At 39.0% G+C, this 26,777-nt stretch carries 21 protein-coding genes; 16 read left to right on the top strand and 5 right to left on the bottom strand.

Translation table 11 applies throughout. The annotated features are described in order from the left end of the window. The first annotated feature begins 91 nt into the window (after nucleotides 1-91). The 3 genes from F7888_RS19775 (at nucleotide 92) to F7888_RS19765 (ending at nucleotide 3,178) form a co-directional block, all read left to right on the top strand. Nucleotides 92-430: a YjgN family protein gene (locus F7888_RS19775; RefSeq protein WP_191782641.1), complete on the top strand. Its 339-nt coding sequence runs from the start codon at nucleotides 92-94 to the stop codon at nucleotides 428-430. A gap of 181 nt (nucleotides 431-611) precedes the next feature. Continuing rightward, nucleotides 612-1,391 (top strand): REP-associated tyrosine transposase, encoded by a 780-nt coding sequence (locus tag F7888_RS19770; RefSeq protein WP_191782639.1) that lies wholly within the window; start codon nucleotides 612-614, stop codon nucleotides 1,389-1,391. Between the two features lie 248 nt (nucleotides 1,392-1,639). Further along, complete coding sequence (locus F7888_RS19765; RefSeq protein ID WP_191782637.1) at nucleotides 1,640-3,178, top strand: IS1182 family transposase; 1,539 nt, start codon at nucleotides 1,640-1,642, stop codon at nucleotides 3,176-3,178. Between the two features lie 115 nt (nucleotides 3,179-3,293). Here F7888_RS19765 and F7888_RS19760 read toward each other — a convergent pair whose 3' ends face one another. After that, entirely contained in the window at nucleotides 3,294-3,902 is a 609-nt protein-coding gene (locus tag F7888_RS19760; protein ID WP_191782635.1) for a hypothetical protein, read from the bottom strand. A gap of 125 nt (nucleotides 3,903-4,027) precedes the next feature. Then, nucleotides 4,028-5,914: a C39 family peptidase gene (locus F7888_RS22735; RefSeq protein ID WP_225228917.1), complete on the bottom strand. Its 1,887-nt coding sequence runs from the start codon at nucleotides 5,912-5,914 to the stop codon at nucleotides 4,028-4,030. A 279-nt stretch (nucleotides 5,915-6,193) separates the two neighbouring features. Between F7888_RS22735 and melA the strand changes: the two genes are divergently transcribed. Continuing rightward, complete coding sequence (gene melA / locus F7888_RS19750) at nucleotides 6,194-7,699, top strand: alpha-glucosidase/alpha-galactosidase (RefSeq protein WP_191782634.1); 1,506 nt, start codon at nucleotides 6,194-6,196, stop codon at nucleotides 7,697-7,699. Nucleotides 7,700-7,878: 179 nt separating this feature from the next. On the opposite strand, the gene F7888_RS19745 is transcribed toward melA, so the two are convergent. Both F7888_RS19745 and F7888_RS19740 read right to left on the bottom strand, forming a co-directional pair. Beyond that, complete coding sequence (locus tag F7888_RS19745) at nucleotides 7,879-8,367, bottom strand: sigma-70 family RNA polymerase sigma factor (RefSeq protein WP_191782632.1); 489 nt, start codon at nucleotides 8,365-8,367, stop codon at nucleotides 7,879-7,881. 361 nt (nucleotides 8,368-8,728) lie between these two features. Next, the gene (locus F7888_RS19740) at nucleotides 8,729-10,453 is read right to left on the bottom strand and encodes a DUF2207 domain-containing protein (protein WP_191782630.1); all 1,725 of its coding nucleotides are present in this window, start codon (nucleotides 10,451-10,453) and stop codon (nucleotides 8,729-8,731) included. Nucleotides 10,454-10,717: 264 nt separating this feature from the next. Here F7888_RS19740 and F7888_RS19735 point away from each other — a divergent pair, with 264 nt between their 5' ends. From F7888_RS19735 to F7888_RS19705, 7 genes are all read left to right on the top strand, one after another. Then, complete coding sequence (locus F7888_RS19735) at nucleotides 10,718-11,242, top strand: DoxX family protein (protein WP_191782628.1); 525 nt, start codon at nucleotides 10,718-10,720, stop codon at nucleotides 11,240-11,242. Nucleotides 11,243-11,517: 275 nt separating this feature from the next. Next, nucleotides 11,518-12,495, top strand: a complete 978-nt coding sequence (locus tag F7888_RS19730) for a M20/M25/M40 family metallo-hydrolase (protein WP_191782626.1) — start codon at nucleotides 11,518-11,520, stop codon at nucleotides 12,493-12,495. A gap of 214 nt (nucleotides 12,496-12,709) precedes the next feature. Then, on the top strand, nucleotides 12,710-14,446 hold the full coding sequence (locus F7888_RS19725; protein WP_191782624.1) for a PrpR N-terminal domain-containing protein: 1,737 nt from the start codon (nucleotides 12,710-12,712) through the stop codon (nucleotides 14,444-14,446). A gap of 155 nt (nucleotides 14,447-14,601) precedes the next feature. Beyond that, nucleotides 14,602-15,588 carry a 2-keto-3-deoxygluconate permease gene (locus tag F7888_RS19720; RefSeq protein ID WP_191782622.1) on the top strand — a complete coding sequence of 329 codons (987 nt, stop codon included), beginning with the start codon at nucleotides 14,602-14,604 and terminating at the stop codon, nucleotides 15,586-15,588. Nucleotides 15,589-15,611: 23 nt separating this feature from the next. Continuing rightward, the gene (locus F7888_RS19715) at nucleotides 15,612-16,916 is read left to right on the top strand and encodes a four-carbon acid sugar kinase family protein (RefSeq protein WP_191782619.1); all 1,305 of its coding nucleotides are present in this window, start codon (nucleotides 15,612-15,614) and stop codon (nucleotides 16,914-16,916) included. A gap of 1 nt (nucleotide 16,917) precedes the next feature. Beyond that, the gene (gene pdxA, locus F7888_RS19710) at nucleotides 16,918-17,916 is read left to right on the top strand and encodes a 4-hydroxythreonine-4-phosphate dehydrogenase PdxA (protein WP_191782617.1); all 999 of its coding nucleotides are present in this window, start codon (nucleotides 16,918-16,920) and stop codon (nucleotides 17,914-17,916) included. 161 nt (nucleotides 17,917-18,077) lie between these two features. Further along, nucleotides 18,078-18,470, top strand: a complete 393-nt coding sequence (locus tag F7888_RS19705) for a GtrA family protein (protein ID WP_191782615.1) — start codon at nucleotides 18,078-18,080, stop codon at nucleotides 18,468-18,470. Between the two features lie 277 nt (nucleotides 18,471-18,747). Here F7888_RS19705 and F7888_RS19700 read toward each other — a convergent pair whose 3' ends face one another. Further along, nucleotides 18,748-19,884: a DUF2927 domain-containing protein gene (locus F7888_RS19700; RefSeq protein ID WP_191782613.1), complete on the bottom strand. Its 1,137-nt coding sequence runs from the start codon at nucleotides 19,882-19,884 to the stop codon at nucleotides 18,748-18,750. A 182-nt stretch (nucleotides 19,885-20,066) separates the two neighbouring features. On the opposite strand from F7888_RS19700, the gene F7888_RS19695 reads away from it, so the two are divergent. The 5 genes from F7888_RS19695 (at nucleotide 20,067) to F7888_RS19675 (ending at nucleotide 26,497) form a co-directional block, all read left to right on the top strand. Beyond that, nucleotides 20,067-20,297 (top strand): hypothetical protein, encoded by a 231-nt coding sequence (locus F7888_RS19695; RefSeq protein WP_191782611.1) that lies wholly within the window; start codon nucleotides 20,067-20,069, stop codon nucleotides 20,295-20,297. 221 nt (nucleotides 20,298-20,518) lie between these two features. After that, nucleotides 20,519-21,514, top strand: coding sequence for a dienelactone hydrolase family protein (locus F7888_RS19690; protein WP_191782609.1), 996 nt, complete (start codon nucleotides 20,519-20,521; stop codon nucleotides 21,512-21,514). 57 nt (nucleotides 21,515-21,571) lie between these two features. Then, nucleotides 21,572-22,936: a multi antimicrobial extrusion protein MatE gene (locus F7888_RS19685; RefSeq protein ID WP_191782608.1), complete on the top strand. Its 1,365-nt coding sequence runs from the start codon at nucleotides 21,572-21,574 to the stop codon at nucleotides 22,934-22,936. A gap of 280 nt (nucleotides 22,937-23,216) precedes the next feature. Beyond that, the gene (locus F7888_RS19680) at nucleotides 23,217-24,932 is read left to right on the top strand and encodes a sensor histidine kinase (RefSeq protein WP_191782606.1); all 1,716 of its coding nucleotides are present in this window, start codon (nucleotides 23,217-23,219) and stop codon (nucleotides 24,930-24,932) included. A gap of 5 nt (nucleotides 24,933-24,937) precedes the next feature. Beyond that, nucleotides 24,938-26,497, top strand: a complete 1,560-nt coding sequence (locus F7888_RS19675) for a response regulator transcription factor (RefSeq protein WP_191782604.1) — start codon at nucleotides 24,938-24,940, stop codon at nucleotides 26,495-26,497. Nucleotides 26,498-26,777 lie beyond the last annotated feature (280 nt).

Here is a 26,777-nt window from a genome sequence, read left to right as displayed (position 1 = left end):
GTGAACATTTTGTAGATATTCCTCTATTATTGGGGATATTTCTTCTGGTTATAGTATACTGGTTGGCAGATAGAAGGGAGGTGCATGTAATATGAGTTCAGAAGGTGTTAATGTTGAAAGTCAATCTACTGGTAGGTCATATTTTGATGGTGGCTTATTGCAGCTTATCGGTTGGTCTATTTTAGGCTGGTTGGTAACGATTTGTTCGTTTGGTATTTTATATCCTTGGTCACTTACGATGATTTATGGGTGGAAAATCAACCACACAGTTGTTGAAGGTCGACGTTTGAAGTTCAATGGATCAGCAATTGGCTTGTTTGGCAACTGGATAAAATGGTGGTTACTCTGTATTATCACCCTTGGCATTTATACATTTTGGCTATACATTGCTTTAGAAAAATGGAAAGCAAAACACACGACTTTTGCATAAGAAGCGTGGGGACGGTTCTTATGCTTCCTCCATTTCGCTCTCATTTGGTTTTTTCCTTCCTGCATTATACTACTCGTTTTCTAGCTAATCCGTCCGATTATCTTCTTTTAAATCCGCAATTATTAATTCTCTCAAACCCTTCATTTTTAACATCCAAAAAATAAGTAAGGAGTGTGTTAAGATGCCCCGCGTTGCTAGGGTGAAAAGTACAAGTGGAATGTATCACATTATGTTAAGAGGTGCGAATAAGCAGGAGATTTTTCACGATGATGAGGATTGTGTGAAATTTCTAGATACGCTTGAGAAGTACAAGAAGATGACGAAAATGAATGTCTATGCTTGGTGTTTGATGGATAATCATGTTCATTTGTTGTTGAAGGAAGGGGAGGAGGATATTTCAATAACGATGAAACGAATCGGTGTTAGCTTTGTTATGTACTATAACTTTAAATATTTAACGACAGGACATCTCTTTCAGGACAGGTTTAAGAGTGAAAATGTGGAAACAACACGGTACTTATTGACGGTGGTCAGGTATATTCATCAGAATCCTGTAAAAGCAGGAATGGTCAGTCGGGCTGATGAGTGGAGGTGGAGTAGTTGTCAAGGTTACTATAGGCAGTCAAATCAGGCGATGAACCTGCTTGATGATCACGTCATTCTGGAGTACTTTGCTCCTGACAGAAGGGTAGCAATACACCGATTCAAGCAATATAACGAACTGGTGAATGATGATAAATGTCTAGGGAATCGAGACGATGAAAGACGAAGGTTATCTGATGAAGAGGCAAGACCAATAATCAAAGAGATGTTAGACGGAATTGAAATTGCACAGGTGAAAAGTTTACCAAAGCTTCAAAGAACCAAAGTCCTGCAAAAAATAAAAAGAATTGAAGTTGTTTCACAACGCCAGGCGGCTAGAATATTGGGGATCTCAACTAATCTCATTTACAAGATATGAAGAATGGGGACGGTTCTCATGCTTCTTGTTTAGGAAAATTGCTTGTCCTAAATGAAGCGCGAGAACCGTCCGAGACCAGTGAAAAAGTCAATCCATTACTAAAGTTTGTTTTAGATAAACCTTCGGTTAATTTAATGAAAATAGCTCCTCAACCCTTGATATAATAAGATTTCAAACACAAAAAAGCCCTACCAATGGTATAATTAGGTACGACCAAGCACCAAAATATCCATTAGGAGGGCTTTTTTATGCTTCGACATGAGCCAAAGCAATCAAGTTTTCATTCTATATTATACGATAAAATTCCAGAGAATCACACACTAAAGCAGATTTCTTTAGTAGTTGACTTTAGTTTTATTAATAAGTTATTAAAAGATAGTTACTGTGAAAATTTTGGTCGTCCTGCCAAGGAGCCAGAAATGATGTGTAAACTTCTGTTACTTCAGCATTTATACAACCTATCAGATGAAAAGGTTATTTTAGAAGCAAATCTAAACCTTGCCTATTTATACTTTCTAGGAGTAAATCCAGAAACGAATCTTCCCGATAAAAGTTTATTATCCAAATTTCGGACACAACGTTTGGGAGAAACAACGCTTGATGAGATGATCCTAGAGGTCGTAAGACAGTGTGTAGAAAAAGGAATTATTGAAGGTAAGAGTGTGAGTATCGACGCTACACACATTGAAGCAAATACAAAAAAGCTAACTCCCGAACGATTAATGAAACACTTAGGTAAGAAAATTATTAATACATATGAGGCCGAAACTGGAGAATCATTAGAAGGTGTGCCGTTCGCACCAAAATATGAAGAAATAGAAGATCATAAAGAAGCAAAAGTTGTGATGAAAACCTATTTAGAAACTATCATCGAACAGGTTGAGGGGAAAGCATCTCCGGAGGAGATTAAAACGAATGAGGTAATCCAAAAATCTCGAGAGATATTAGAGGACCCAAAATTTATTAACCAAAAAGGTATACGGTCCCTCATAGATGAGGATGCAAGAGTTGGTAGGAAAAGTAAAACAAAAGATTTTTATGGTTATAAAACCGAGTTCGTGATGACAACTGATGAACGTATTATTACTTCTGTAAGAACAGCAGATGGAGCTTATATGGATGGTAGTTATGCCAAAGAAATGTTAGCTGACACTAAACAGTCAGGTATGACTTTGGAAGAAGTATATGGAGATAAAGCTTATTTTAGAAAGCCAATCTTAGATGATATTAAACTGTTAGAAGCAAAAGCATACATACCCGTTAGCGCCGTAGTATACAGGCTTGATGAAAGGGAGTATACGTACAACAAAGATTCGGATGAATGGCAATGTAGTCAGGGAAACACAACGGTAGCAAAGAAGCGATTTAAATCTAAAAGAAAGGAAGGAAGTGACAGAGAAGGCTATAAATATTATTTTGAACTCAATCAATGTAAAGCATGCCCTTTACATGATGAATGTGCCAAAAAGAGTGCGAGAAGAATACTTACGGTAGGATTAAATACGGTAGATTTTTATGAAATCTCGCAATATCAAAAAACAGATGAGTTCAAAGAAAAATATAAGAAAAGAGCATCCATTGAAGGTAAAAATGCGGAGCTCAAAAGATTTCATGGCCTATCTCGAGCAAGGGGGTATGGTCTATTAAGTGTGTCCATACAATCGAAATTAGCTGCGTTAGCAGTAAATATAAAGAGGATAGCAGCAATAGTATCCTCTTTTTCCACGTATATTATAAGAAACTCTCTGATTTTTAAGTTAAAAATTGGAACTTTCATTTTCTGTTGAAGAACTCTGGCAAAAAAACGTTAGTTTTTCACTGGTCTCGAACCGTCCCCTAGTTTTTTTGAAAATAGTTATGGAGTTACCCTATGAAGTGTAAGCTGTAGAGTGTAGTGAGGTCTTATTGTTTTTCGTTTAAGTATTCCAAAACAGTTTGATGTTGCTGCTGAACAATAGAAACATGTTTAATATCACTACTTAACTCAGTTTTAGTCTCATCAAGCTTTTTCATCATACTGCCATAGTAATATGCCACTTCTTTTCGCATTTCACTTTGTTCTAAGATAAGCTTAGTTTGGCCATCTTCTAGTGAATCGACTCTCAGATCAAGCGCGCCGACTTTCTGGTCAAGTGAATCAACTTTCAGATCAAGCGCCCCGACTTTCTGGTCAAGTGAATCAACTTTCAGATCAAGCGCCCCGACTTTCTGGTCAAGTGAATCAACTTTCAGATCAAGCGCCCCGACTTTCTGGTCAAGTGAATCAACTTTCAGATCAAGCGCCCAGACTTTCTGATCAAGTGAATCAACTTTCAGATCAAGCGCCCCGACTTTCTGATCAAGTGAATCAACTTTCAGATCAAGCGCCCAGACTTTCTGATCAAGTACATCAAATTTCTTATCCAGCGTTCCAACTTTATCATCCAAAGAATCCAATCGTTTTTCCACTGAGCCCATTTTATCAACGACAAAGTTTAACTGGCTGCCTATATGTTTTAGCATCTCTTCCAACTTTATCACCTCCTTTTTTTCTATTATAGACGAAGGTAATGAGGATGTCACTGAAGAGTGGGACGGTTCGCAAACTTCCATTTTTGGTGAAAATGCAAAGTGAGAACCGTCCCCAATTTGCCATTTTAATAGGTTAAAGCTCGTTTGTTTTGGTTGTTCCAGATTTTATTAAATTCATTTTTACTTATTTTTACATTCTTTTTTCCTGTCCAAGGATCATTGAAGTATATGTTTGACTGATCAAATCCGGTTAGGGTTACGGCGTGAACTGTAAATCCATGCATCGGTGATACCAATACAACAACGGGCTTATTATTTTTAAGTTGTGTTTCAAGGCCAGCTATACTTTTCCCTGTTAGGTCAGTTGCGCTTCCAACGTGTTTTCTGACTAGGCTGACTAAAGCAGATGGATAGATGGTCCAACCGTTTCTAGTGAAAGGATCTCCAACATATCCTGCATTGGGATTCCAAGAATGTCTAGGCATCGCCTTAGCTAGTGCAACCTTATTAACATTAGCTCCAGCATATTGAAGCATCATTGTAACTGCTGTAATTTCACATCCTGTTGGCAGTTCAGGTAATTGACTTATAATTGGTACATTTAAATCAACACCAATCACATTGGACCAATGATTTCCATATCTTGTGCCTGATTTAAAGGTATATTGACTTTTTATCTTTTTCGTATGTTGTTCTTTTAAAATTGCAGACGAAATTGTGTCATTGCTATTCAAAGTATATTGGTATTTTATATTGCTACCATGTTTTCCATAAACGGTTTTCGGATAATATTCATATCTTGAAAGAATACGTTTTGAGCCTTTTTCTCTTTTACTGGCCTTAGTAACATATCCATTGGCATCTATGTTGAAGATATTCAAAATATTATTACCGTGATTACCAAAAGTCGTTTTCTTATAATATGTATATCTAGCAGTAATTCGTTTTGAGCCTTTTTCTCTTTTACTTGCCCCTTTGATAAATCCAGAGGAGTCGATATCAAAGATGTTCATAATATTATTTCCATGATTGCCAAAGGTCGTTTTCGGATAATATTGATATCTCGAAAGGATACGTTTCGACCCTTGTTTTCTTTTACTAGCACTAGTGATATAACCAGAACTGTCGATATCAAAGATGTTCATAATATTATTTCCATGATCGCCAAAAGTTGTTTTCGGATAATATTGATACCTCGAAAGAATACGCTTTGTGCCTTGTTCTCTCTTGCTCGCGCTAGTAATAAATCCAGAAGGATCTAAATCGAAGATGTTCAAAATATTATTCCCGTGATCACCATATGTTGTTTTTGGATAGTATTGATATCTAGAAAGAATACGCTTTGTACCAAGCTCTCTCATAGAAGCGTTGACAATGTAGTTATTCGAATCAAGGTCAAATATATATTTAATACGATTTCCATGTTCTCCATAGGTTGTTTCCGGATAATATTGATAATGCGAGGTAATCGCTTGTGTTTTTTCATCAAGCTTTTCAGCAGCTGTGACATGTCCATTACTATTAATCTCAAAACTGTATAAAATTTTCTTTTCAGAGTCATCCTTTTTGGTATTTGGATAGAATTCTAGAATTTGTATTAGTTTATTATTGGAATATACTTCTCCATAATTAATTTCATCCAGTTTATTTACATTGAAAACAATGTTCTGTTCTTCAGGATCATCATTACTTTCAATCGGATTGACTACTGTGCGCGTTTCAATTTTTTTACTGTGTTCATTTGATAGCGAGTCCTTTGTTTCAATGGAATTAGTAGGAACTATAGTTGCAAAGTCTGACTCAGAATCTGCATTACCCTCACTAATTTCTTGGTCTACTGTTTCAAAAGTCTCTTCAACAATTTTAATGCTTTCACTAGCATCTCCTGTTGCTGTCTGTTCCTCACCCATTTCATTCACAATAGAAGAATGAGACTCTGCCTGAGCAAAATTCCCTAATGTAGGGAAAATCAGGACAGAACTAAGGATAGGAATCCAAATCTTGTTAGTCATTAATTACTCCTTTCAGCTTTCTAATTATTATATCTAAAAAATAATAACATAGTAGAGTTGACCTGAAAAGCATGGGGGGAAAGTCTGGGCGGTTCGCAAACTTCCGTTTTTGGTGAAAATGCAAAGTGAGAACCGTCCCCAATTTGCAGAATAAAGTTCGTATTTTACACATATTATTCATAAGATAAGTGTTTAAATGGAAGCGTTTTCTATTAATTGTTGGTAGAATAAGTGATAAGAAGTAGAAACACATTATAAATAGAAAAGGAGAGTTGTATCATGTCATTTAAAATCGCCTTTATTGGAGCAGGTAGCATTGGTTTTACGAGAGGTCTTTTGCGAGATCTTTTGGCTGTACCGGAGTTTAATAATATTGAAGTGGCTTTTACTGATATTAGTTCAGCTAACTTAGAGATGGTGACTCAGCTTTGTCAGAGGGATATTGATGAAAATGGCTTAGATATCAAAATCCATTCTACTTTAAACCGAAGAGAAGCACTTAGGGATGCAAAGTACATTTTCTGTGTGGTTCGAATTGGGGGCTTGGAGGCATTCCAGCTTGATGTCGATATTCCATTGAAATATGGAATTGATCAGTGTGTAGGGGATACCTTGTGTGCTGGTGGAATTATGTATGGCCAGCGTGGGATTGCCGAAATGCTTGAGATTTGTAAGGATATTCGAGAGGTAGCGGCTAAGGATTGCTTGTTACTCAACTATGCGAATCCGATGGCGATGTTGACATGGGCTTGTAATAAATATGGTGGTGTGAATACAATTGGACTTTGCCATGGGGTTCAGGGTGGGCATCGACAAATTGCGATGGCGTTTGGGTTAGAGAAGGAAGAGGTAGATATTATTTGCGCAGGGATTAATCATCAAACCTGGTATATTAGTGTGAAGCACAAGGGAGAAGATTTAACAGGGCGGATGCTTGAGGCTTTTGAAAATCATCCTGAGTTTTCGAAGACGGAAAAAGTTCGAATTGATATGATGCGACGTTTTGGTTTTTATAGTACAGAATCAAACGGTCATTTGAGTGAATATGTTCCTTGGTATCGAAAAAGACCGGAAGAAATCAATGATTGGATTGATTTAGGTAAGTGGATTAATGGGGAAACAGGTGGATATTTAAGAGTGTGTACGGAGGGGCGTAATTGGTTTAAAACTGATTTTCCAAATTGGATGAAGGAACCTGCGATTGAGTATAAGCAAGAAAACCGTGGGGAGGAGCATGGTTCGTATATTGTCGAAGCGCTTGAAACGGGGCGAACGTATAGAGGTCATTTCAACGTTGTGAATAATGGGGTTATCACAAATCTTCCGGATGATGCAATTATTGAGGCGCCGGGGTATGTTGACCGTAATGGAATTAATATGCCGGTTGTTGGGGACCTGCCACTTGGTTGTGCAGCGGTATGTAATGTCAGTATTTCCGTGCAAAGGCTTGCTGTCGAAGCGGCGGTTCATGGGGATGACACGCTGCTTCGCCAAGCGATGATGATGGATCCGCTTGTAGGAGCTGTCTGCAATCCGAAGGAAATCTGGCAAATGACAGATGAAATGCTTGTTGCTCAGGAAAAATGGCTGCCGCAGTTCACGGAATCTATTAAAAAAGCGAAGGAAAGACTTGCAGCGGGTAACCTCCTACCAACAAAGGATTACCAAGGAGCTGCAAGATTAAAGGTAAAATCAATAGAAGAAATGGCACAAAATAAAGAAGATGCCCGCAAAAATGCAGCGGAATCTGACAAAGCTAAGGAACGACCATCAGCCGTGAAATGAAGAAAGGGAAGATTGGGGACGGTTCTTATTTGTCCTAGGAAGCATGGGAGAAGTTCTCATGCTTTTTTTTTATGGAAGCGTGAGAACCGTCCCGAGTTCCGAGTTCGCAGCCCCTGTTAGCGCGTTGTGGAAGCGCAAGAACCGACCCAAGTTTGCCACGACACAAGAACCCCCAAAAGTTAACCCACACCAATTCTCCCACGGAGTTTTTTGAGGGCGGCTTTCCCCCAGGATTTGACGGCGTCGGGTGTGACGCCTTCTTCGTTTGCGATGTCGATGATTCTTTTGTCTTCGATGATTCGTTTTTGGACCCATTTTCGTTGTTTGTCAGAGAGTCCTTCACAGTATTGGTCAATCATTTCGTTTTCGAGCAGGAGAAATGAAGTTGTGTCGACTAGCCCGATGGCGTCTTCTGATGGGAGCCCCTGGTGGTTATCATAGAATTGTTTTTCCTTTGTTAAGTACTCGAGAAGTCTTCCTCGGATGGTTGCGTAGGCAAACGTTGAGAATGTTCCTTTTTCCGGGTCAAAGCGGGTATGTGCTTCCCACAGTGCAATTAATCCTACTTGATAAAAGGCCTCTTGATCTCGGTAGAGGTGGAGTTTTTTCATGATGCCATAAATCATCGGGTTAAAGTCATCAACTAGCTTTTCAAACGCGGTATCCATTTGTAAAATGTTCCTTTGTAAAAGCGCGCTTTCTATTTATTCCGTCGGTAGTTACAAAATAAACGATAGAAAGTGGTGCGTCGAAAAGGAGTATTTTATGAATCGTGGGGATGAAAAATTTGATACTTCACATACATCAAGGGAGATACATGAAGTTTGGCTAGTGAAGGGAAGGCACGAGAGGAAGTAGAGGTGAAATATAAGCTTCCTGAGAGTCTCCATTTTTTAAACAAACGTTTGTTTAGACGCCGGAAACCCGCATGAATGCTATTGTACAAGCGTTTAAATTTGAAAAATAGAAAAAAAGCCATCCCATATCAAGGTGACAGGCACCATCAACATGGAACAGCTTCTCTTTCTATTAAAATGCGCCAGAACCGCCGCCACCACCGCCAACTCCGCCGCCTCCACCAGTGGAGCTAGAGGAATTGGTTGTGCTTTGGGTTGTTTGGTCTACTGAGTGAAAAGTCGAAGATGCGATTGGACCGAAAAAGGCGATGGTACTTATATCGACTGGCCCATACATTCCGGCTGCAGGTGTGCTTCCGATGGACGGTTTAAATGACTCAACAAGCACTTCGTTTCGCTCCGTTAATTGCTTTTGGTTTACCCCAAGGCCATAGAGGTAGGCTCTCATCCGTTCATCTTCTGTAAGTGATTTCCAGTCTTCTTCAGCTAGGTCTTTAAAATAGGTTTTAAATATCCGCCATTCATAGCTTAATTGGTGACCGGCGGTTGTTTTTGGATGGTACGCAAATGCGTAAATTAACACCGTAATAAATAACAAAATCGTGAAGAATAGCTGGGCAGGTAGGCCGTACACTGGGAAAATAATGAGCATTGGAATGAGAAGTAAGCTTGAAAGTCCTATGATCGTGCGATACTTCTTTTTATCCTCGTATAAATCATGCTGACGTACTTCAGCTCCAACTGCTTGTGCCCACTTCATTTTATAGGTTTGAAATGTTTGATGATTGTTTTTGTTTTTTGTAAAAGTATTGAGCTCTTCAAAATTGAATTCACCATTTGAACCGATTTTGTCAAATAATAATTCGATTAAGATTTGCTCGTGTTCTAAGAGATCCGTTTGACGATTAGCGAGTCTAAATCCATTGTTTCCCGTTTTCTTAACAATGCCTTTCCTGACTAAATCGAGGAGTGCAGCAGCCATTGCCTCTGAAGGAAGAATTCTTCCATTTGTATAGGAAATCGTTGCGGACAGACTCATCACTTGCTTCGGAACGAAAAATGAATGGTTCTCATAGCTTTGCTCGACGTTCCTTCTTGTTCTACGAGCTTGCAATGATGTTCGAAGAATGAGTACGAATAAAATCAAGGCAAAAAGAAGGATTCCCAACCCACCATATTGTCGAAGTTGTTCTTGCGCTTGCGCTCTTGCTACGGCTGCATCAATCAGATTCTGTTTTGTCTCAAGGATTTCACTTTTCATTGGTTTATTTGCTGTGACTGCAGCAGAAGGAAATAGTGTCACATCATAAGCAACACGAATATCTCCATTTTTTCCATCAGGAACTTCTCCTAATTGAAAAATAACGGTCCCATCCTGCCCAATGTGTTCAGTCTGGAATGCTTGATCATACCCAAATGCAATCACGTCCGATGTCGGTGTAGGAGGATGCACGATGATTTCAAGCTGTTCGTAGGTTACCTCATTCCGGTCATCAAAAAATGGCCAGTAAAATTCAGCAATATCCTGATAAATATTGACGCCACCTTCAATTAAATAGGTGAGTTCAACTGTTATCGTTTCATCTGAACCTTTTCGGTGTATTTTATATAAATGATCATCTTGTTCAATTTTTAGACTTTTTCCATCTTCCATCGCTTGAAACTCATTGATGGCGGATCCTTTCTTAGGAACGATTTCTCGTGTGATTCCACTAAACTTTCCATCAAATTCATACGTATGTGTTTCAGTAACAGAAACCTTGCCATTTTCTTGGAGTTGAGCCTCCATTATAACGTTTGTAATGTTGTAATCCACTGCATAACTACGATCAGGTAAAAAGAAGACACCCACCAAAATAGTTAAGAGAATCAGTGGAAATAGTAATTTTCTCTTCATTGTAAACACCACCTTATTACTATTATGTACGAAAAAAAGAGAAAAAAGTTTCATTTGAGGTGCCTGTCACCACCCGGATTTTGTCGAATAATAACGCGATTCCCCTATAAACACTATGGCTGTAATAAAAAGTTCACATCTTTATGAACGAATTGTGAAGTTTCTCACATAACTATTGTGAATATGTTCACAAGATAGTAAGATACAGACATAGAGAGAAAACAAAAACAAATTAAAAATAAAACACTTAAGGAGAGGATCGAGATGATCAACAAATTTATTAGAGAAAACCGTATTGCAGCAGGAATTTTAACAGTGATTAGATTGTACTTAGGATGGAGCTGGATGACTGGTGGTTGGGGTAAATTAACTGCTGGTGGATTTGACGCAAGTGGATTCCTGAATGCAGCCGTAACAAACCCAGTTGCAGACAAAGCAACAGGTGCAGCACTTTATCCAACTTATACAGCTTTTATCGAAGGCTTAGCACTTCCAAATGTAGGAATGATTAACTTCTTAATTCCTTGGGGAGAGTTCTTAGTAGGTGTTGGTTTATTACTGGGATGCTTAACAACAGCAGCCATGTTCTTCGGATTACTAATGAACTTCATGTTCATGTTCGCTGGAACTGTCAGCACAAACCCATTAATGATTTTACTAGGGGTAATTATTTTAGCAGCTGGTGCAAATGCAGGTAAATTCGGAGCTGACTATTATGTCCTTCCATATTTAAGAAATAAATTTACTACATTTGGTGCCAACAAAGAAACGACAACTAATGTTGCTTGACCTCTCTAATTTTACCTCACAACCCCTCACCGCAATCGGTGGTGAGGAGAGGGCTTTTTGAGAGATAAATATATAAATTCATTGTAAAATGTTAAAACGCTGAGAATGTAACTACTCTCAGCGTTTTTTGAATGCTTTCAAATATGCAATGGATTAAAGTGAAATACCTCTAAAACTCGAAATTTATCGAAAAGTTCTTGGATTGATTTCTTTACATTTCATGGGAAAGGTACTAATCTCTAATTATTCTGATAATTTTAAGAGGAGGAATTTTTATGAAAAAGAAGTTATCAATATCCTTAGTCACGTTATGCTTACTAGTTTTTTCAATCGTAAGTTCTGCCGCTGCTCAATCAGTTACATATCACCCATCACTTGCTCATAAAAGTGGGGCGATGGCCTATGAACATACGAAATATTTAGCTTATGAAATTGGTCAGAGAATAGCAGGAAGTGCAAATGAGAGATTAGCAGAGAGCTATATTAAGGGACAATTTGAACGAATGGGGTTAGAAACAGAGGTACAGGAATTTACGTATACGAGAAGTGGTCGAACAACTAGTTCTTCTAACGTCATTGCTTATAAGCCTGGGAAATCCTCGAAGCAAATCATTGTGGGTGCCCATTATGATTCTGTGTCAGCAGGGTTAGGGGTAGATGATAATGCATCAGGCGTTGGCGTGATGCTTGAGGTGGCAGAGGTCTTGAAGAAAATTAACACACCATACTCCATTGTCTACATTGCTTTTGGTGCAGAAGAGGTTGGGCTTCAGGGTTCAAATTATTTTGCTCGCAATATGTCGCCAGAAGAAATAGCGAACACAGTAGGTATGATTAATTTAGACAGCTTAGCAGTAGGGGATAAAATGTACGTATACGGAAGTGCTGGTGAGGATGGCTTTATTCGTGACCAAGCACTAAAGATTGCTGAGAAAAAGAAGTTAAATGTTGGAACAAACCCAGGAATCAACCCTGCGTATCCTTATGGAACAACAGGTGACTGGAGTGACCATGCTCCATTTAAAAGAATCGGCATTCCAATCGGATACTTAGAAGCAACCAACTGGGAAATTGGAGCTCAGGATGGTTATGACCAAACAGTCGAGCACGGAGGAATATGGCACACAAGTAACGACACTCTTGAATTTATTGAACGAGAATACCCAGGTCGAATCCAAGAACACTTGAGCACATTCAGCACGCTCTTAACTGACTTACTGAAATTTATGGACAAAACGAGCACAGCGAAATAGGTGGTGCCTGTCACCACCCGAATGTTGTCGATTACAATGATCGTGCGAAAGTCTGCGGAATTCCGTGGGCTTTTTTTGTGGTGCCTGGCACCACCCGAAATTTGTCGAATAGCTTAACGTGTTCCTACACCCCAACTATTCCCTTGTGATGCCCCCTATGTTTATAATAAAATGATTACAGTTGTTTAATTTTGCAACAATGAGGAGAGTACGTATGAAAAGAATTAAGGCGCTAGTCATCGCCCCATATGAGGGATTGAAAGAAGTTGTCCAACAGGTGGCAGATGCATTTACGCATTTTGATATAGAAATAGAAATTGGTAACCTTGAAGAAGGTTCAGACATAGTAAAGGCAAAGTCTCATTCTGGCTTTGACGTGATTATCAGTCGTGGAGGAACCGCCGCCTTCATTCGAGAGGTTGTTGACATTCCAGTCATTGATATTCAAGTATCCGGTTATGATATGCTACGCGTGATGACCTTGGTGAATGGTTTTCCAGGAAAATCTGCGATTGTCGGGTTTCCGAACATTTCACAAGGAGCATCAACAATTTGTAGCTTGCTAGACATGAAAATCGAAAACCTGACGATTGAAAGTGGAGAAGAGGTAAAGGCAACTCTTCAACAATTAAAGCAAAAGGAATACAAGCTTGTCATTGGTGATGTTGTTACATTTAATGAAGCAAAGGAAGTCGGATTAACCGGGATACTCATCACCTCAGGGGTGGAGGCAGTGACTGCTGCATTCCAAGATGCAGAACGAATTTATCATCAGTTAGATCAAATGAAAGCTGAGCTCGACACCTACAAAACCATCATCGACAAGGACCAACGTGGCATCATAGTGTTTAAAGGGGAAAAGCTCATTCAGCATAATAAAATGGCAGAAAAAATTGTCCACCATTTTAAAGAAGAAACAAAACAGTTGGTCAAAACAACCCTAACTACAAAAAAAGAACAAACGTCAATCCTCCAGAATGAAGAAACACTGTTAAATGTGACGTCCACACCTATTCAAGACAGTGATTTCTGTGTTCTTTATCTCGAGGCGCAATCAAAGCAAGCTCTTCCAGAGGGAGTCCACTGGGAATATGTAAGTACAGTCCCAGCGATTGCGGGCACAACAGAGCATGTGGAACGATTACGTGAACAGATAAATGTATTTAGCAATGAACCGTTTCCCATTTGGTTAACTGGAGAAAAGGGAACTGGCAAAGAATTGATCGCAAAAGCGATACATAAACAAAGCACTGTGGGTCATCTCCCGATTGTGATCATGTCCTGTGATGCAATGAGTGAAAAAGAATGGGCAAGCGTGTTAGAAGGGAACTATTTTTCAAATCCTTCGATCGGAAGTATTTATGTACGAGAGCCGCATAAACTAACGCTAGATTCCCAGAAAAAGCTTTTTCAACGATTACAAAGAAGAACAGTTGGTCCGAGGTTAATTATTTCTACTAGCCGTATGATGCTTGACTTAGTTGAAAATGGTCAATTCGATCATGATTTATATTATTTTTTATCAAAGGTATCCCTTCACCTTGCACCTCTAAGAGAACGGAAGGACGATCTTTCAGAGCTCGTTCATCTGTATCTGTCGCAATTTCACGCACGCTATGGCAAACAGCTTGCAGGCATCAGACCTGAAGCGTTGCAGGAGCTCAGTGACTATGATTGGCCAGGGAATATTGATCAATTAATCCAAATGGTCGAGCAATTAATTTTACATTCTAGCAGCTATTATATTGAAATGGAGGATGTCAGAGAGCTTTTGCAACCGTTAAAAGAACAAAGTGTTGCAAAAAACAACGTAAATTACGTTGGAACACTCGATGAAATCGAAAAACAAATCATTAAGCAGGTTTTAGAAGAAGAAGGAATGAACCAATCTAAGGCTGCAGAACGGCTTGGTATCAACCGTTCGACTCTATGGCGCAAGTTGAAATCTTAACTTGTGCTATTTTTTTATGCAAAAAAGACAAAAAAAGTTCACAAATAGTATTGCGTTTTGCAACCGTTTCATTTATTATAATCACTGTAAGCGGTTTACAAAATAAAGTGATTGTTTCAAAATACAACACTATGATAGAATTAGGGGGATTCAAGATGAAAATTAAAGCAAGATTGGAAAGTATTCCAGGTGGAATGATGGTTGTTCCATTATTATTAGCTGCAACAATAAATACATTTTTTCCAGAGTTACTTAGAATCGGGAATTTTACGGAAGCGCTTTTTGTAAACGGTGCCTCAACACTTATCGCACTATTCTTACTATGTACTGGTGCACAAATCAACATGCGTATGGTAGGAGTGAGCTTAGGAAAAGGAGCAACACTTCTTGCGACGAAATGGGTAGTTGGTGCGATCTTCGGATTGTTAGCCTACATGTTCATGGGTGAAAACGGACTTTGGTTAGGACTTGCACCTGTTGCAATTATTGCAGCAATGACAAACAGTAACGGTGGTCTATACATGGCAATCGTTGGTCAATACGGTGGAAAAGACGACAAAGCAGCCTATTCATTATTAGCGTTAAATGATGGACCTTTCTTAACAATGGTTGCCCTATCCATCTTTGGGGCGATGGGATTTGTAGATGGAATGTTCTCAGTCGTTTCATTCGTTTCAGTATTATTACCAATCGTCATTGGTATGATCTTAGGTAATCTTGATGGTGACATGCGTGACTTCCTTGATCAAGGTAGCTCGATGTTAATTCCGTTCTTCGCATTTGCGTTAGGGATGGGAATTGATTTCGGTAAGATCATTGAAGGTGGATTAGCAGGAATTATGCTAGGTTTAGCAACAGTATTTATCACTGGTACGGCTGGATATTTTGTATTCAAAGCGCTTGGTTGGAACCCAATTCCAGGTGCAGCAGAAGGTTCAACAGCAGGTAATGCAGTAGCAACGCCAGCAGCGATTGCAGCAGCCAGTGCAGGATTTGCAGCAAACTCAGATTTAGCAACAGTTCAGGTTGCAGCATCTGTTGTAACATCAGCTATCCTATTACCTCTATATATTGGATTCTTGGTGAAGAGGTTAGAAAAGAAAGGCTTTGATTTTGCGAAAAGTAATGGAAAAGCCGTTTGATCAGGAAGGGAGACTTGAGAATCATGACGACAGAAAAATTGGGCATCATCGCCGATGACTTAACAGGCTCCAATGACAGCGGTGTCCAGCTTGCAAAAAAAGGACTACGTTCCTCAGTCATATTTGATTTGAATCCATCTGCGGTAAATGTAGACAATGATGTTGTGGTCATTGATACAGATAGCCGCGCGATATTAGCGAAGGAGTCTTATGAGCGTTCTCGTAAGGCTGCTTCATTTTTGAAGGAACATGGATTTACTCAAATTTATAAAAAAGTGGATTCAACCTTAAGAGGGAATCTCGGGCCAGAAATACAAGCGGTGGTTGATGTGTTTGAACCAGAATTTTGTATTATTGCCCCGGCTTTTCCAAGGATCGGAAGAACGACAAAGGATGGCATTCACTATTTACAGGGAACAGCCATTGCTAACACGGAAATATCTAAGGATCCAAAGTGTCCGGTGAAGGAATCTTCTATTAAAAAGCTAATCGAGGGTCAAGTGGATGTTCAAGTTGGTCAGATCAATACGAAGGAATTAGGACTTGATCTTGAAGCATGGAAGAAAGAATTAGCGCGCTTTAAGGAGCAGGGAGTAAGCTGGTTAGTGTTTGATGCAGAAGAAGATGTTCATCTTGAATGGATCGCTGCATCAATTTCAACGATCACAACGAATGTTGTTTGGGTAGGTTCAGCTGGTTTGGCAGAGTATTTACCAGAGAATCTAGCTATGAATCGTCATGAAGAATCAGCAGCTATAAGTGTTCGTGAGGAACATGTGTTAGTCGTATCAGGTAGCTTATCAGCGATCACGAAAACACAAATCGATAGATTGCTAGACATGGATGGCATGCAAGCTGTTGAAGTGGATCCACTTCATGTTTTTGAAAACAGTGCAAGATGGGAAGAATTAAAACAACTTTATATTGAAAAAATGGTTTCCATCTATGAACAAGGTCAAAATGTTGTTTTATACGTGGATTCATCACTTGAAAACCGAGAGAAATCGGCAGCTCGAGGCAAGGAATTAGCCCTTTCACCTTCTGAAATTAGTGATAAAATCTCTAAAGGCTTAGGTGAAATAGCAAGTGAAGTAGTGAAAAACAATGCCATCGTTTCTGGACTTGTTTTGACAGGCGGAGATACAGCGAAGGATGTTTGCCGATATTTAGGTTCAAGTGGTTTAACCTTATTAAAAGAAGTTGAACCAGGCATTCCACTAGGGAAATTATCTGGTCAATACGAATTATATGCAATTACAAAAGCGGGCGCATTTGGCACAGAGAATTCATTAGTCCATGCAGTCCAAGAATTGAAAGGGGTCAATTAAGATGAGTACACTTCCAGTTATCGGAATTACAATGGGGGATCCTGCAGGTGTGGGTCCAGAAATTATTTTGAAAAGCTTAAATCATGAAGAAGTCTACGGACAATGCCAACCATTCGTTATTGGTGATGCGAAAATTTTAGATAGAGCACAAGCGTATGTAAATACAAATTTAGAAATCGTCAAAATCACAGACATGGATAACTTGAAAACTGAGTTTGGGAAGGTTCATGTGCTAGATTTAGACCTAGTACCAGCGGATTTACCGATTGGTCAAGTATCTGCTGAAGCGGGACATGCTGCATTTGAATTCCTACGCACAGCCATTGAGCTAGCGAACGAGAAGAAAATCGATGCAATCTGTACAGCTCCATTAAACAAAGAAGCTCTACACAAAGGTGGACATCTATACCCAGGTCACACAGAAATCTTAGCTGAGCTAACAAATACAGAAGATTTCTCTATGATGTTATCCGCACCAAACCTTAAGGTGATCCACGTAACCACACATGTTGGCATCCTTGATGCAGTGAAGATGATCAATCCAGACCGTGTCTACAAGGTGATTCAGCTTGCTGATGAAACATTGAAAAAAGCAGGCTACACAAATCCAAAAATCGCAGTTTGTGGAATCAACCCACATGCTGGTGAAAATGGATTATTTGGTTACGGCGAAGAGGAAGAAAAGGTCATCCCAGCTGTCGAAAAAGCTCAACAAGAGGGAATCGACGTAGTCGGTCCACTTCCAGCGGATACATTATTCTTCCGAACGGTACGTGGCGACTTCGATATCGTTGTTGCAATGTATCATGACCAAGGTCACGGACCTGTTAAAGTATTAGGACTAGACGCTGGTGTGAACATCACAGTTGGCTTACCAATTATCCGCACAAGCGTTGACCACGGTACTGCATTTGACATCGCAGGAAAAGGAATCGCTGACGAAAAGAGCTTACAAGAAGCCATTCGCCAAGGGATTGAATTGGCACCGAAAAGAGCGTAGTGGTGCCTGTCACCACCTGAAAAAAGTTGAACAAAGTGTATAGCACTTCGTTCGGCTTTTTTTCTTTTTCAACAAAAGCTGGAACGTATAGTTCGTGCATTGATTGGAAAGAGTGAACGGTAGAATGTGAGTTTTCAAATATCCGCAAAGTAGTGAGATAAATGGATGCGAAGAGACGTGAAGTCATAAGTTATTTGTTTTTTGGGGTTTTAACTACTGCAGTGAATCTCCTCAGCTATCTCTTTTTTACGAAAGTACTTCATTTTGATTATAAAGTAGCGACGACAATCGCTTGGATAATATCTGTGTTGTTTGCTTTTATCACGAATAAGCTGTTTGTATTTCGAAGTCATCATAAAGATAAACGAACGGTGATGAAAGAGTTTGTTTCTTTTGTTGCGTTTAGGTGGTTGTCTTATTTACTAGATCTTTTCTCGATGATTTTGCTAGTGAGTGTGTTGCGTGTAGATGATCTTGTAGCCAAATTGATTGCGAATGTATTTGTGGTCATTTTTAATTATTTTGCGAGTAAGTTTATTGTGTTTAAGAGGTGAATGGGTGTATAAGGGCACTCATTCCCTCGCTCTCTTTTGAGCTTATCCATAGGGTGTTTTCGTATATATTGTTGCTTTTGATACCGCAGCCTGAATACACTCCGCGTCCTGTGGGAGCCAACTAGTCCCACGGGAGTCCCCCGTGTATTCAGGCTGCTAGAAATCTCAATCTCAATAATTCATCTCAAAACAACAACAAACTTTGAGAATACAGCCTATCCAAATCAATAAACAATCCAAAAAGGACACCCATCCTGGATGCCCTTTCTCCCACAAATCAATCTCTCACCCTAGGCTTCAGCACCCGTTCCACATCTGGTTTGGTCATGCCGCCTAGTAAGTCCTTGCGATAAAGGATTTCAATCATTTTTAAATCTATTTCATTAAGTTCAGTGACCACTGGGTACACGAATGGATAGAGGATGCTGCTCTCATCATCTTCAAAATGATTGTACATTCCAATTGAATGGATAAGTTCATGCAGGATAACATGATTCCGTTCACTTTGAGGGATATCAGTCCCAATTAGCACCGTTGAAGCTATGAGTCCTTGTCGTTCATCCCTACTCATCATTGTAGGAAATGCTAAGCCAACAGCCCATTTTAGATCGGGGTTATCCTCATCCTCGACATAATTGACAAATTTCCACGTTGGAATGAAATGCATATCAATTTGACGTGAATAGCTTTTTCCATTCTCGGCTTCGGTGACAATGAACTTGAAGGGTAACAGCTTATTTAATGTCTCAATATGCTGGTTCAAGATCTTCATATCCTGTTCAGTCGGATTTCCATCTACAACAATTGTGACAGTATCCGTCCACTTGTAGATTTTTGGTAGGAAATCCTGGTTATTATCAAAGAAAAAATGCAAAAAAGTATCGACCTCAGCACTCGTATAGGTTTTGTTATCAATGCTAAATAGCTGGCGACGCTCTGACTTTAGGCCGTTGTTTTTCGTAGCAACAATTTTTAAAAAATGGGTTCCTTCTTCGGTAATGGGTTTTGAAAGATCAACAGGTTCCCCATTTAGAAATGTTTCATAACTGACGTTTTTTTCTTTTTTATAATCAAACACGGCTTCCTTGAAATAAACCGGTTTAGGGTTTGTTGTGAATGAAGGGGCCTTCGGTTGAATATCATCATGTGAAAATGAGTAAGTTGTTGTTTTCTCCATCCACAGTTTTTTTGTGGTTAGCTCAAGTGTATAGTCTCCATTTTCAGTGACGGTGTGCCCAGGCTCTATTGTTTCTCCATTTAAAAGCAGTTGGAAGTCCCCGTGATAATCTTCATCGATGGTGATGATGGGGTCAGCCACATAGATTTTCCCATCTTCGATCCCGTGGAGGATATCCTCATGGCTTGCGCATCCAGTCATCATTAGTAAAAATAAAATAAGTACAAATTTCTTCATGCGTTCAGCCCTCCCGCCTGTTCTTGGTGTTTCTGTTAATTAATCAATTTGGGATTCACTCTATCATAACAAATTTTGAGAAAATAACGTCATTTTTAGAAAGAAAAAAATGAGAAAAATTAGTAAAAGAGATGAAACATTTTTTACAACAAGTTCGTATGAAGGGGAAAGGGGAGAATACGATGAAGAAGTACATAGTATTTATAGTAAGCTTTTGCTTATTGCTTTTATTAGTTCAAATAGGTTCAGGGTATTTGTTAACGGCTTTTTACACACCTGAGTTGAACCCGGGTGATGTACTCTTAAGTCAAGAGGTTGTATTTGGTGGGTCAAATGTATTTCCATTTATCGGAACGGTCATTGCTGGGACGCTTGCATTTTTTATTGTGGATAAGCTATATCTAGAACGATGAGAGTGATGTATTCATGCAGGGTATAATATGAAGAAACCTACTGTTGAACGATTTGTTCCAGTAGGTTTTTTTCTGTGAATTTCAATAAGAAAGGTGCAAGAAATACGCCGTTTTAGCTTGTATTTCCGCTACTATTTTTCCAAAATAATGAAATAATTACCCAAAGTTTGTAAAGAATGCGTTAAACTAAGGTTAACGAACATGGTGAGGGGGCTTGTTTCATGCTGCAAACCGATCAGTTTTTTGAGAAAATGTATGCGGATACATTTCCTGAACATAAACAACATGTGAAGGAGCATTTAGAGAGCGTAATAGGAACCTTTCATAAGCCAGAGGCATTTAATCCAGTGTTTCTCGAGAAAAAGGAATTTGATGAATACACACGGGAAAAAATCTTGATTCAGTCGACCGGTGGGTTAGAAATCCCACTATATGTGCTTACACCGAAGCTGAATCAATATGCTTACCCGGCTGTGTTATCTCTCCATGGGCATGGCTATGGAGTAAAGGAGATTGTCGGGCTTACAGCTGAAGGATTAGAGGATGAGGGGGACCCTGGAATTCATCAGCATTTTGCTGTGAAATTAGTGAAGAAGGGATTAAAGGTGTTTGCACCAGAGGTCATCGGAATGGGTGAACGAAGACTAGAGCAGGATCAAAGGCAAGGTAAAAACCATTCTTGTTATACGATGTCTACGCATCTATTAATGGCCGGAAAGACATTAGCGGGTCTACGTGTCTTTGAGGCACGGCATCTCATCGACTACATCTCGCAGCAAGAGGATGTAGAACAAGGGAAAATTGGTATCATGGGTTTCTCCGGTGGAGGGCTTATTGCGGCTTATACGTCAGCACTTGATGAGCGGATTCACTCAACCGTCCTATGTGGATTTACAAATACATTTAAAGGGAGCATTCTCGCCTCGGATCATTGCTTATGTAACTACATACCCGGCTTATTAAATGTTGCTGAGCTTCCTGACATCATCGGTTTGATTGCACCACGAAAGCTTTTTGTTGAATCGGGTAAAAGAGACCCTATTTTTCCAGTAGATCATGTGAAGCAGGCCATCTCTGTTCTAGAAGAAACGTATGGTGAAACTAATACTCCTGAAGACTTTGCATATGATTTATTTGAAGGGGCACATGAGATCAGTGGACGTAGGTCATATGATTGGCTTGTTCGATCTTTACAGCATGACACGGCACGAACGTAGCTAGAAGGGTGTTCACCAAAGTTTAAGACCAAAACTATACGAAAAGAGGTTTTTTCATTGAGTACCCTGAGTGGTCAGGTTTCTTATAAGCAACTGTCAGCCTTTTTTATTCCGTTGGGGATTTCGGCTAGTTTAACAGCTATTACACATGTCATTATTAATGGGACTCTTGCAAGAGGGGAGAATGCAGCCTTTATTATTGCATGTTATGCGGTTGCTTTTGCGCTTTTTGGAATCATTGAGCGGCCGATCATTGTGTTTAGACAAACAAGCTCGGCCCTTGTCAAAGATTTGAAGTCTTTTAAACTGTTAAATTTGTTTCTGCTGTATGTGATGCTAGGAATTATGATTTTTAGTTGGATGATGGCGTTCTCCCCATTTGGTGACTGGATTTATGTTCAGTTTTTTCATGCCGATCCAGACATGGTTCATACCATTTCACAGGCGTTTAAAGTGATTACATTGGTGCTGGTTTTTTCGGGGATTCGAGGGATTTATCAAGGAATCATTATTAATCATCTAGAAACGAAATGGCTGACGATTGGTGTGATTGCAAGATTAGTCACGATGTTTGCATGTGCTTACCTCTTCGTGGCGCTAGATTATGTAACAAGTACAGTGGGCTCAATCATATTCCTTGCAGGGATGATGATTGAATGTGTCATCAGTGTGTGGAAAGGTCATTTTTTAGTAAAAGATTATCCTAAGAATGATAAATCAACAACGCTAAGAAAAAAGGACATCGCTAAATTCTACACACCACTCGTTTTCTATTTCTTAATTCAAACGATTATGATTCCGATCATTTATATTTTTCTAGCAAAAACGGAACAGCTCCAAATGGGAATCGCCTCTTTTGCACTTGCATTTAGCATCACGAATATGATTTTAAGCTTCTTCATGTATACACATCAAATCGTAATGCAGTTTTATCAAAAAAATAAAAAAAGAGTTGTGAAGTTTACGCTGACAATTAGCTTTATTCCGAGTCTCGTCCTCATTTTATTATGCTACTCACCACTTGGACTATGGTTCATGCAGGGGGTAATGGGGGCTGATGCTGTGCTAGCGACAACAACATTGGGCGTATTGAAATTCTTTATTTTAAAAACACTCGTGTTCCCGATTGTTGATTTCTTGAATGGGTTTTTGATGCTGCAACGGAGAACGAGCCTCATGGTCATCTCTCAAATTGCGAACCTAGCTATCGTCATTGGTAGTCTCATACTACTCGTTCACTTTTACCCACATTGGAATGGGATAAATGGAGCAATCGCGGCGTCATTAGGAGAGCTAGCGGGATTAATTGTCGTATCGTGGATTGTTCTTAAATTAAGTCGACACAATCACGAACATAGCAGCCCAATGACTTTAAAGGCATTGATTTCTAGGAAAAAATATTTAAAAGATTCTATTTCATGAAGTAATATTCATAATGTTATAATAATTAAGGTGTGTCATTATAACTAATAAAAGGCTGTCTTCGTATTGAGTGTCGCAGCCTGAATACACTCCGCGTCCTGCGGGGTGACCGGTGAGCCTCCTCGTCGCACACTCCTGCGGGGTCTCACTTTGCCCACTATTCCCGCGGGAGTCTCCGTGTATTCAGGCTGCTAGAGAATTTAATTGATATTTATTAATGTTTAAAACAATAAGCTTTTAGAAAAACAGTCAGCCAAAATAAAAGACAAGAGGGTCTCCCATGGTTACTATTTTTAAGAACCTGAATATCAAAAATAAGATATTCTCTATTTCCCTACTGCTCCTTTTTATCTTTTCAAGTATCGGATTGTTTGCCTATGACTCTTTCATCAATTTATATGAAAAACGTATTTTTGAAGAATCAGAGGATATGCTTCAGCTGTCTTCTTCTGTATTGGACAAGGAATTTAAGAAAATTGAACAACTGACTTTTCAAATCGGTACAGAGGATACGATTCAAAATTCTTTAACAAAGATTAATGCAAACGACATGGACTTTCTTGAATATCAAGCCAAATCAAGGCTGTTGACACAATTATTAGGACATGCAACCTCAGAACCATACATCGCATCTGTTCAAGTACTCGATAACCTAGGTGGCAATTATAAGCTAGGGTTTGATACCACGATTGAGACAGATCTAAAGAAATTAGCAGAAATTGCTCAGGCTGCAGAGGGCTTGTCAATATGGACACAGGCAGAGGAAAATCATCTCGTTGTGGCTAGAGTCATCCGGGAAAAAGTCAATGTTAGCCTAGCTAAGCTGGGTCTTCTAATCGTTACAATTGATGTTAGCAAGCTACTAAATGAAACCTTAGATTTCTCACCTACGAAGAACTTTGTCATTACCAATAATGATGAAATTATCTACAAAACAACCGATCTTCCGTTTCGTGAAGACCTTATTTCGACAAAAAATGATAACGGTTACAATAAGGTGGTTATGGACGACAAGGAGTTTTTAGTTTCCTACAAACACTCGAGCTACTCTGATTTAGTCTATTATAATATTTTGCCTTATGACAATATTACTCAGCAGTCTACTGAAATTAAACAAATTATTTTTGCCCTTTTTATCTTAATGCTCGCTCTTACCTTGATATTAAGTAGATTTGCAGCGAAGGGAATTTCAAAGCCGATTGAGCAGCTCACTGAAAAAATGAGACTGGTTCAACAAGGGGATTTTGAGAATAACCATCAGTTAGAGGGGCGTTATTATAATGACGAAATCGGAATCCTACATCATGATTTCCAAGTCATGCTCGAAAAAATTAAAAGCTTAATTAGTGAAAACTACACAAAGCAATTGGTCATCAAAGAAGCCGAATATAAAGCACTTCAGTCTCAAATTAATCCTCATTTTTTATATAACACATTAGACTCAATAAACTGGCTTGCAAGAAGCCGGAAGCAGCATGAAATCTCAGGGCTAGCAGAAGCACTTGGAAATATGATGCGCAAAATTATCAGTAAAAAGGAGCCAATGATTTCAATCAAAGAAGAATTAGAAATTGTCCAAAGCTATATTACGATTCAGAAGTTTAGATATGGTGACCGCATTCATTTTACATTGGATACGCATGAAGACTATGAAAAAATTAAAATACCGAAGCTGACCATTCAACCAATGATCGAAAATGCAATCCAGCATGGATTAGAAGAGATTATTGGTGAATGCCATATTTCTGTCAAACTAGAAGCGATAGAGGATGAACTAATCATCTTCATTGAAGATAATGGACCTGGTATGGAGGAAAGTAAAGTGAAAGCGATTCTTTCAGGTGAGGTTGTTTCAAAAAAGAGTTCGGGAATTGGGTTAAACAATATCCGTGAGCGAATCAGATTAATGTTTGGTGAGGAATATGGGATTCAGATTGAAAGTGTTGTATCCAAAGGAACCAAAGTAATCATAACATTACCAAATATGATGGAGTGATGTCGATGTACAAAGTGCTTTTGGTCGATGATGAAATCGCAATTTTAGAAGGGATTGCATCAACTGTTGATTGGGCTTCGTGCCAAACAGAGCTTGTGTTCAAAGCATATAATGGGAGAGAAGCCTTCGATTATATTTCAAGGGAAAAGCCAGACATTGTTTTAACCGATGTGAAAATGCCCGGAATGAATGGGATTGAACTTATTCAAAAGGTTCATCACCTCTTTCCGGATATTAAGTTTATTGTGTTGTCAGGACATGATGAATTCGAGTTTGCGAAAACGGCAATGGAGTGCAATGTGAAGCATTATTTGTTAAAACCAAGCAATGAAACGAAAATTGAAGAGGTCTTAAAAAAGATCACTACAGAATTGAACGAGTTGAGAGGGAAAGAAGCCTTTATCACGAATATGCGAAGGAATTTGCAACGTGTGATTCCACAGGCAAAGGAGCAATTTTTGCGAGATTTACTCATAAATCATAAATACCTTGTTCATGATTGGGATAGTTACCGACAGTTATTCCAGCTAGATGTTGATGGTGATAATTTCCGAATTGTTGTCATTAGTGTTGATGGTGAGCATGATTATGAGCATGTATTTGCTATTAAGGAATTATTAATGGAGGAAATGGGAAAGGAACACCCCGTCCTGTTAACGACCATTGGTGAGAAGGTGGTCATGATGTCAAAATGTACGTCACTTGAACAGCTTTTTCTGACATTTTCTCATGTGAAGGAAAGCTTTCACCAGATTTATCATCTGACATTTACAACAGCAGTTAGCCATACAGGCACAATCGATAAGTTAAAATCCTTGTATAAGGAAGCTCTTAATTGCTTGGCGCAACGATTTTACCTAAGCGAAGGTAGTGTGATTACCTCAGACGACATCACTCATGATGAGTCTGAGTATGAAACCTTCCAGCTAGACCACGAAGAATTAATCTTCTCTATTAAAAGTGGGAATGTGAAGCAAGTGCAAGACTATCTGGAGAAATTCTTTAAGGCATTTAAAATCGAGCAGTATAACGAGAACATTGTGAAATCAGAGTGTCTAGAGCTGTTTTTGACGATCATCAAACAGTCAACTAAAGATCAACTAGATCAATATTTTGAACAAATCACGTTTTTCCATAGTTCAAAGTCCTTTGAGGAAATTAAAGCATTTATAGAATATACGACGACTCAAATTACGCAAGATTATTATGAAAAAACAAAGCAAACTCAAAACGCGATGCTTAAGCTCTTAATTACATATGTCGATGAGCATTTATCAGATCCGGACTTATCACTGACAAAGATTGCGAATGAGATCCTTTATATGAATCCGGATTATGTCGGGAAGCTGTTCAAAAAAGAGATGAATGAGAAATTTTCAACCTACTTGATTAACAAGCGAGTAGATAAGGCAATTGAGCTTATTAATCAATCTGATCAAGTCAAGGTGATCGAAATTGCAGAAGAAGTAGGCTTCGGCACCAATCCACGCTATTTTGGTCAAGTGTTCAAAAAGCATACAGGCGTCACACCGACTGAATATAAAAGTAAGCTGATTAGTAGCTAAAGTGTCCTCGGGGGAATTTTTCCTTGAGGGCCGTTTTTTATGTAGGTTGTTTTTGTATGAATTTTTTTACTTGTTATACCCGCAGCATGAATACACTCCGCGTCCTGTGGGGTGAACGGTGAGCCTCCTGATATGAACGAAACTGTCAAGGCTCCCACTCTAAATTATGATTTACGTTCTTTTTGGGCAACTCTAATAAGAGCAGTTATTTTCTGCTTCTTTACTTTGATGTATTTAGCCGTTTATAGGCTAGAATAACTCCTTCTTTAGCTTACAGACC

It is taken from the genome of Litchfieldia stipae (genome assembly GCF_014837155.1).
Classification (GTDB): Bacteria; Bacillota; Bacilli; order Bacillales; family Bacillaceae_L; genus Litchfieldia.
Note: the sequence above shows the minus strand (reverse complement) of the source record. Positions and strands in the feature narration are given on the sequence as shown.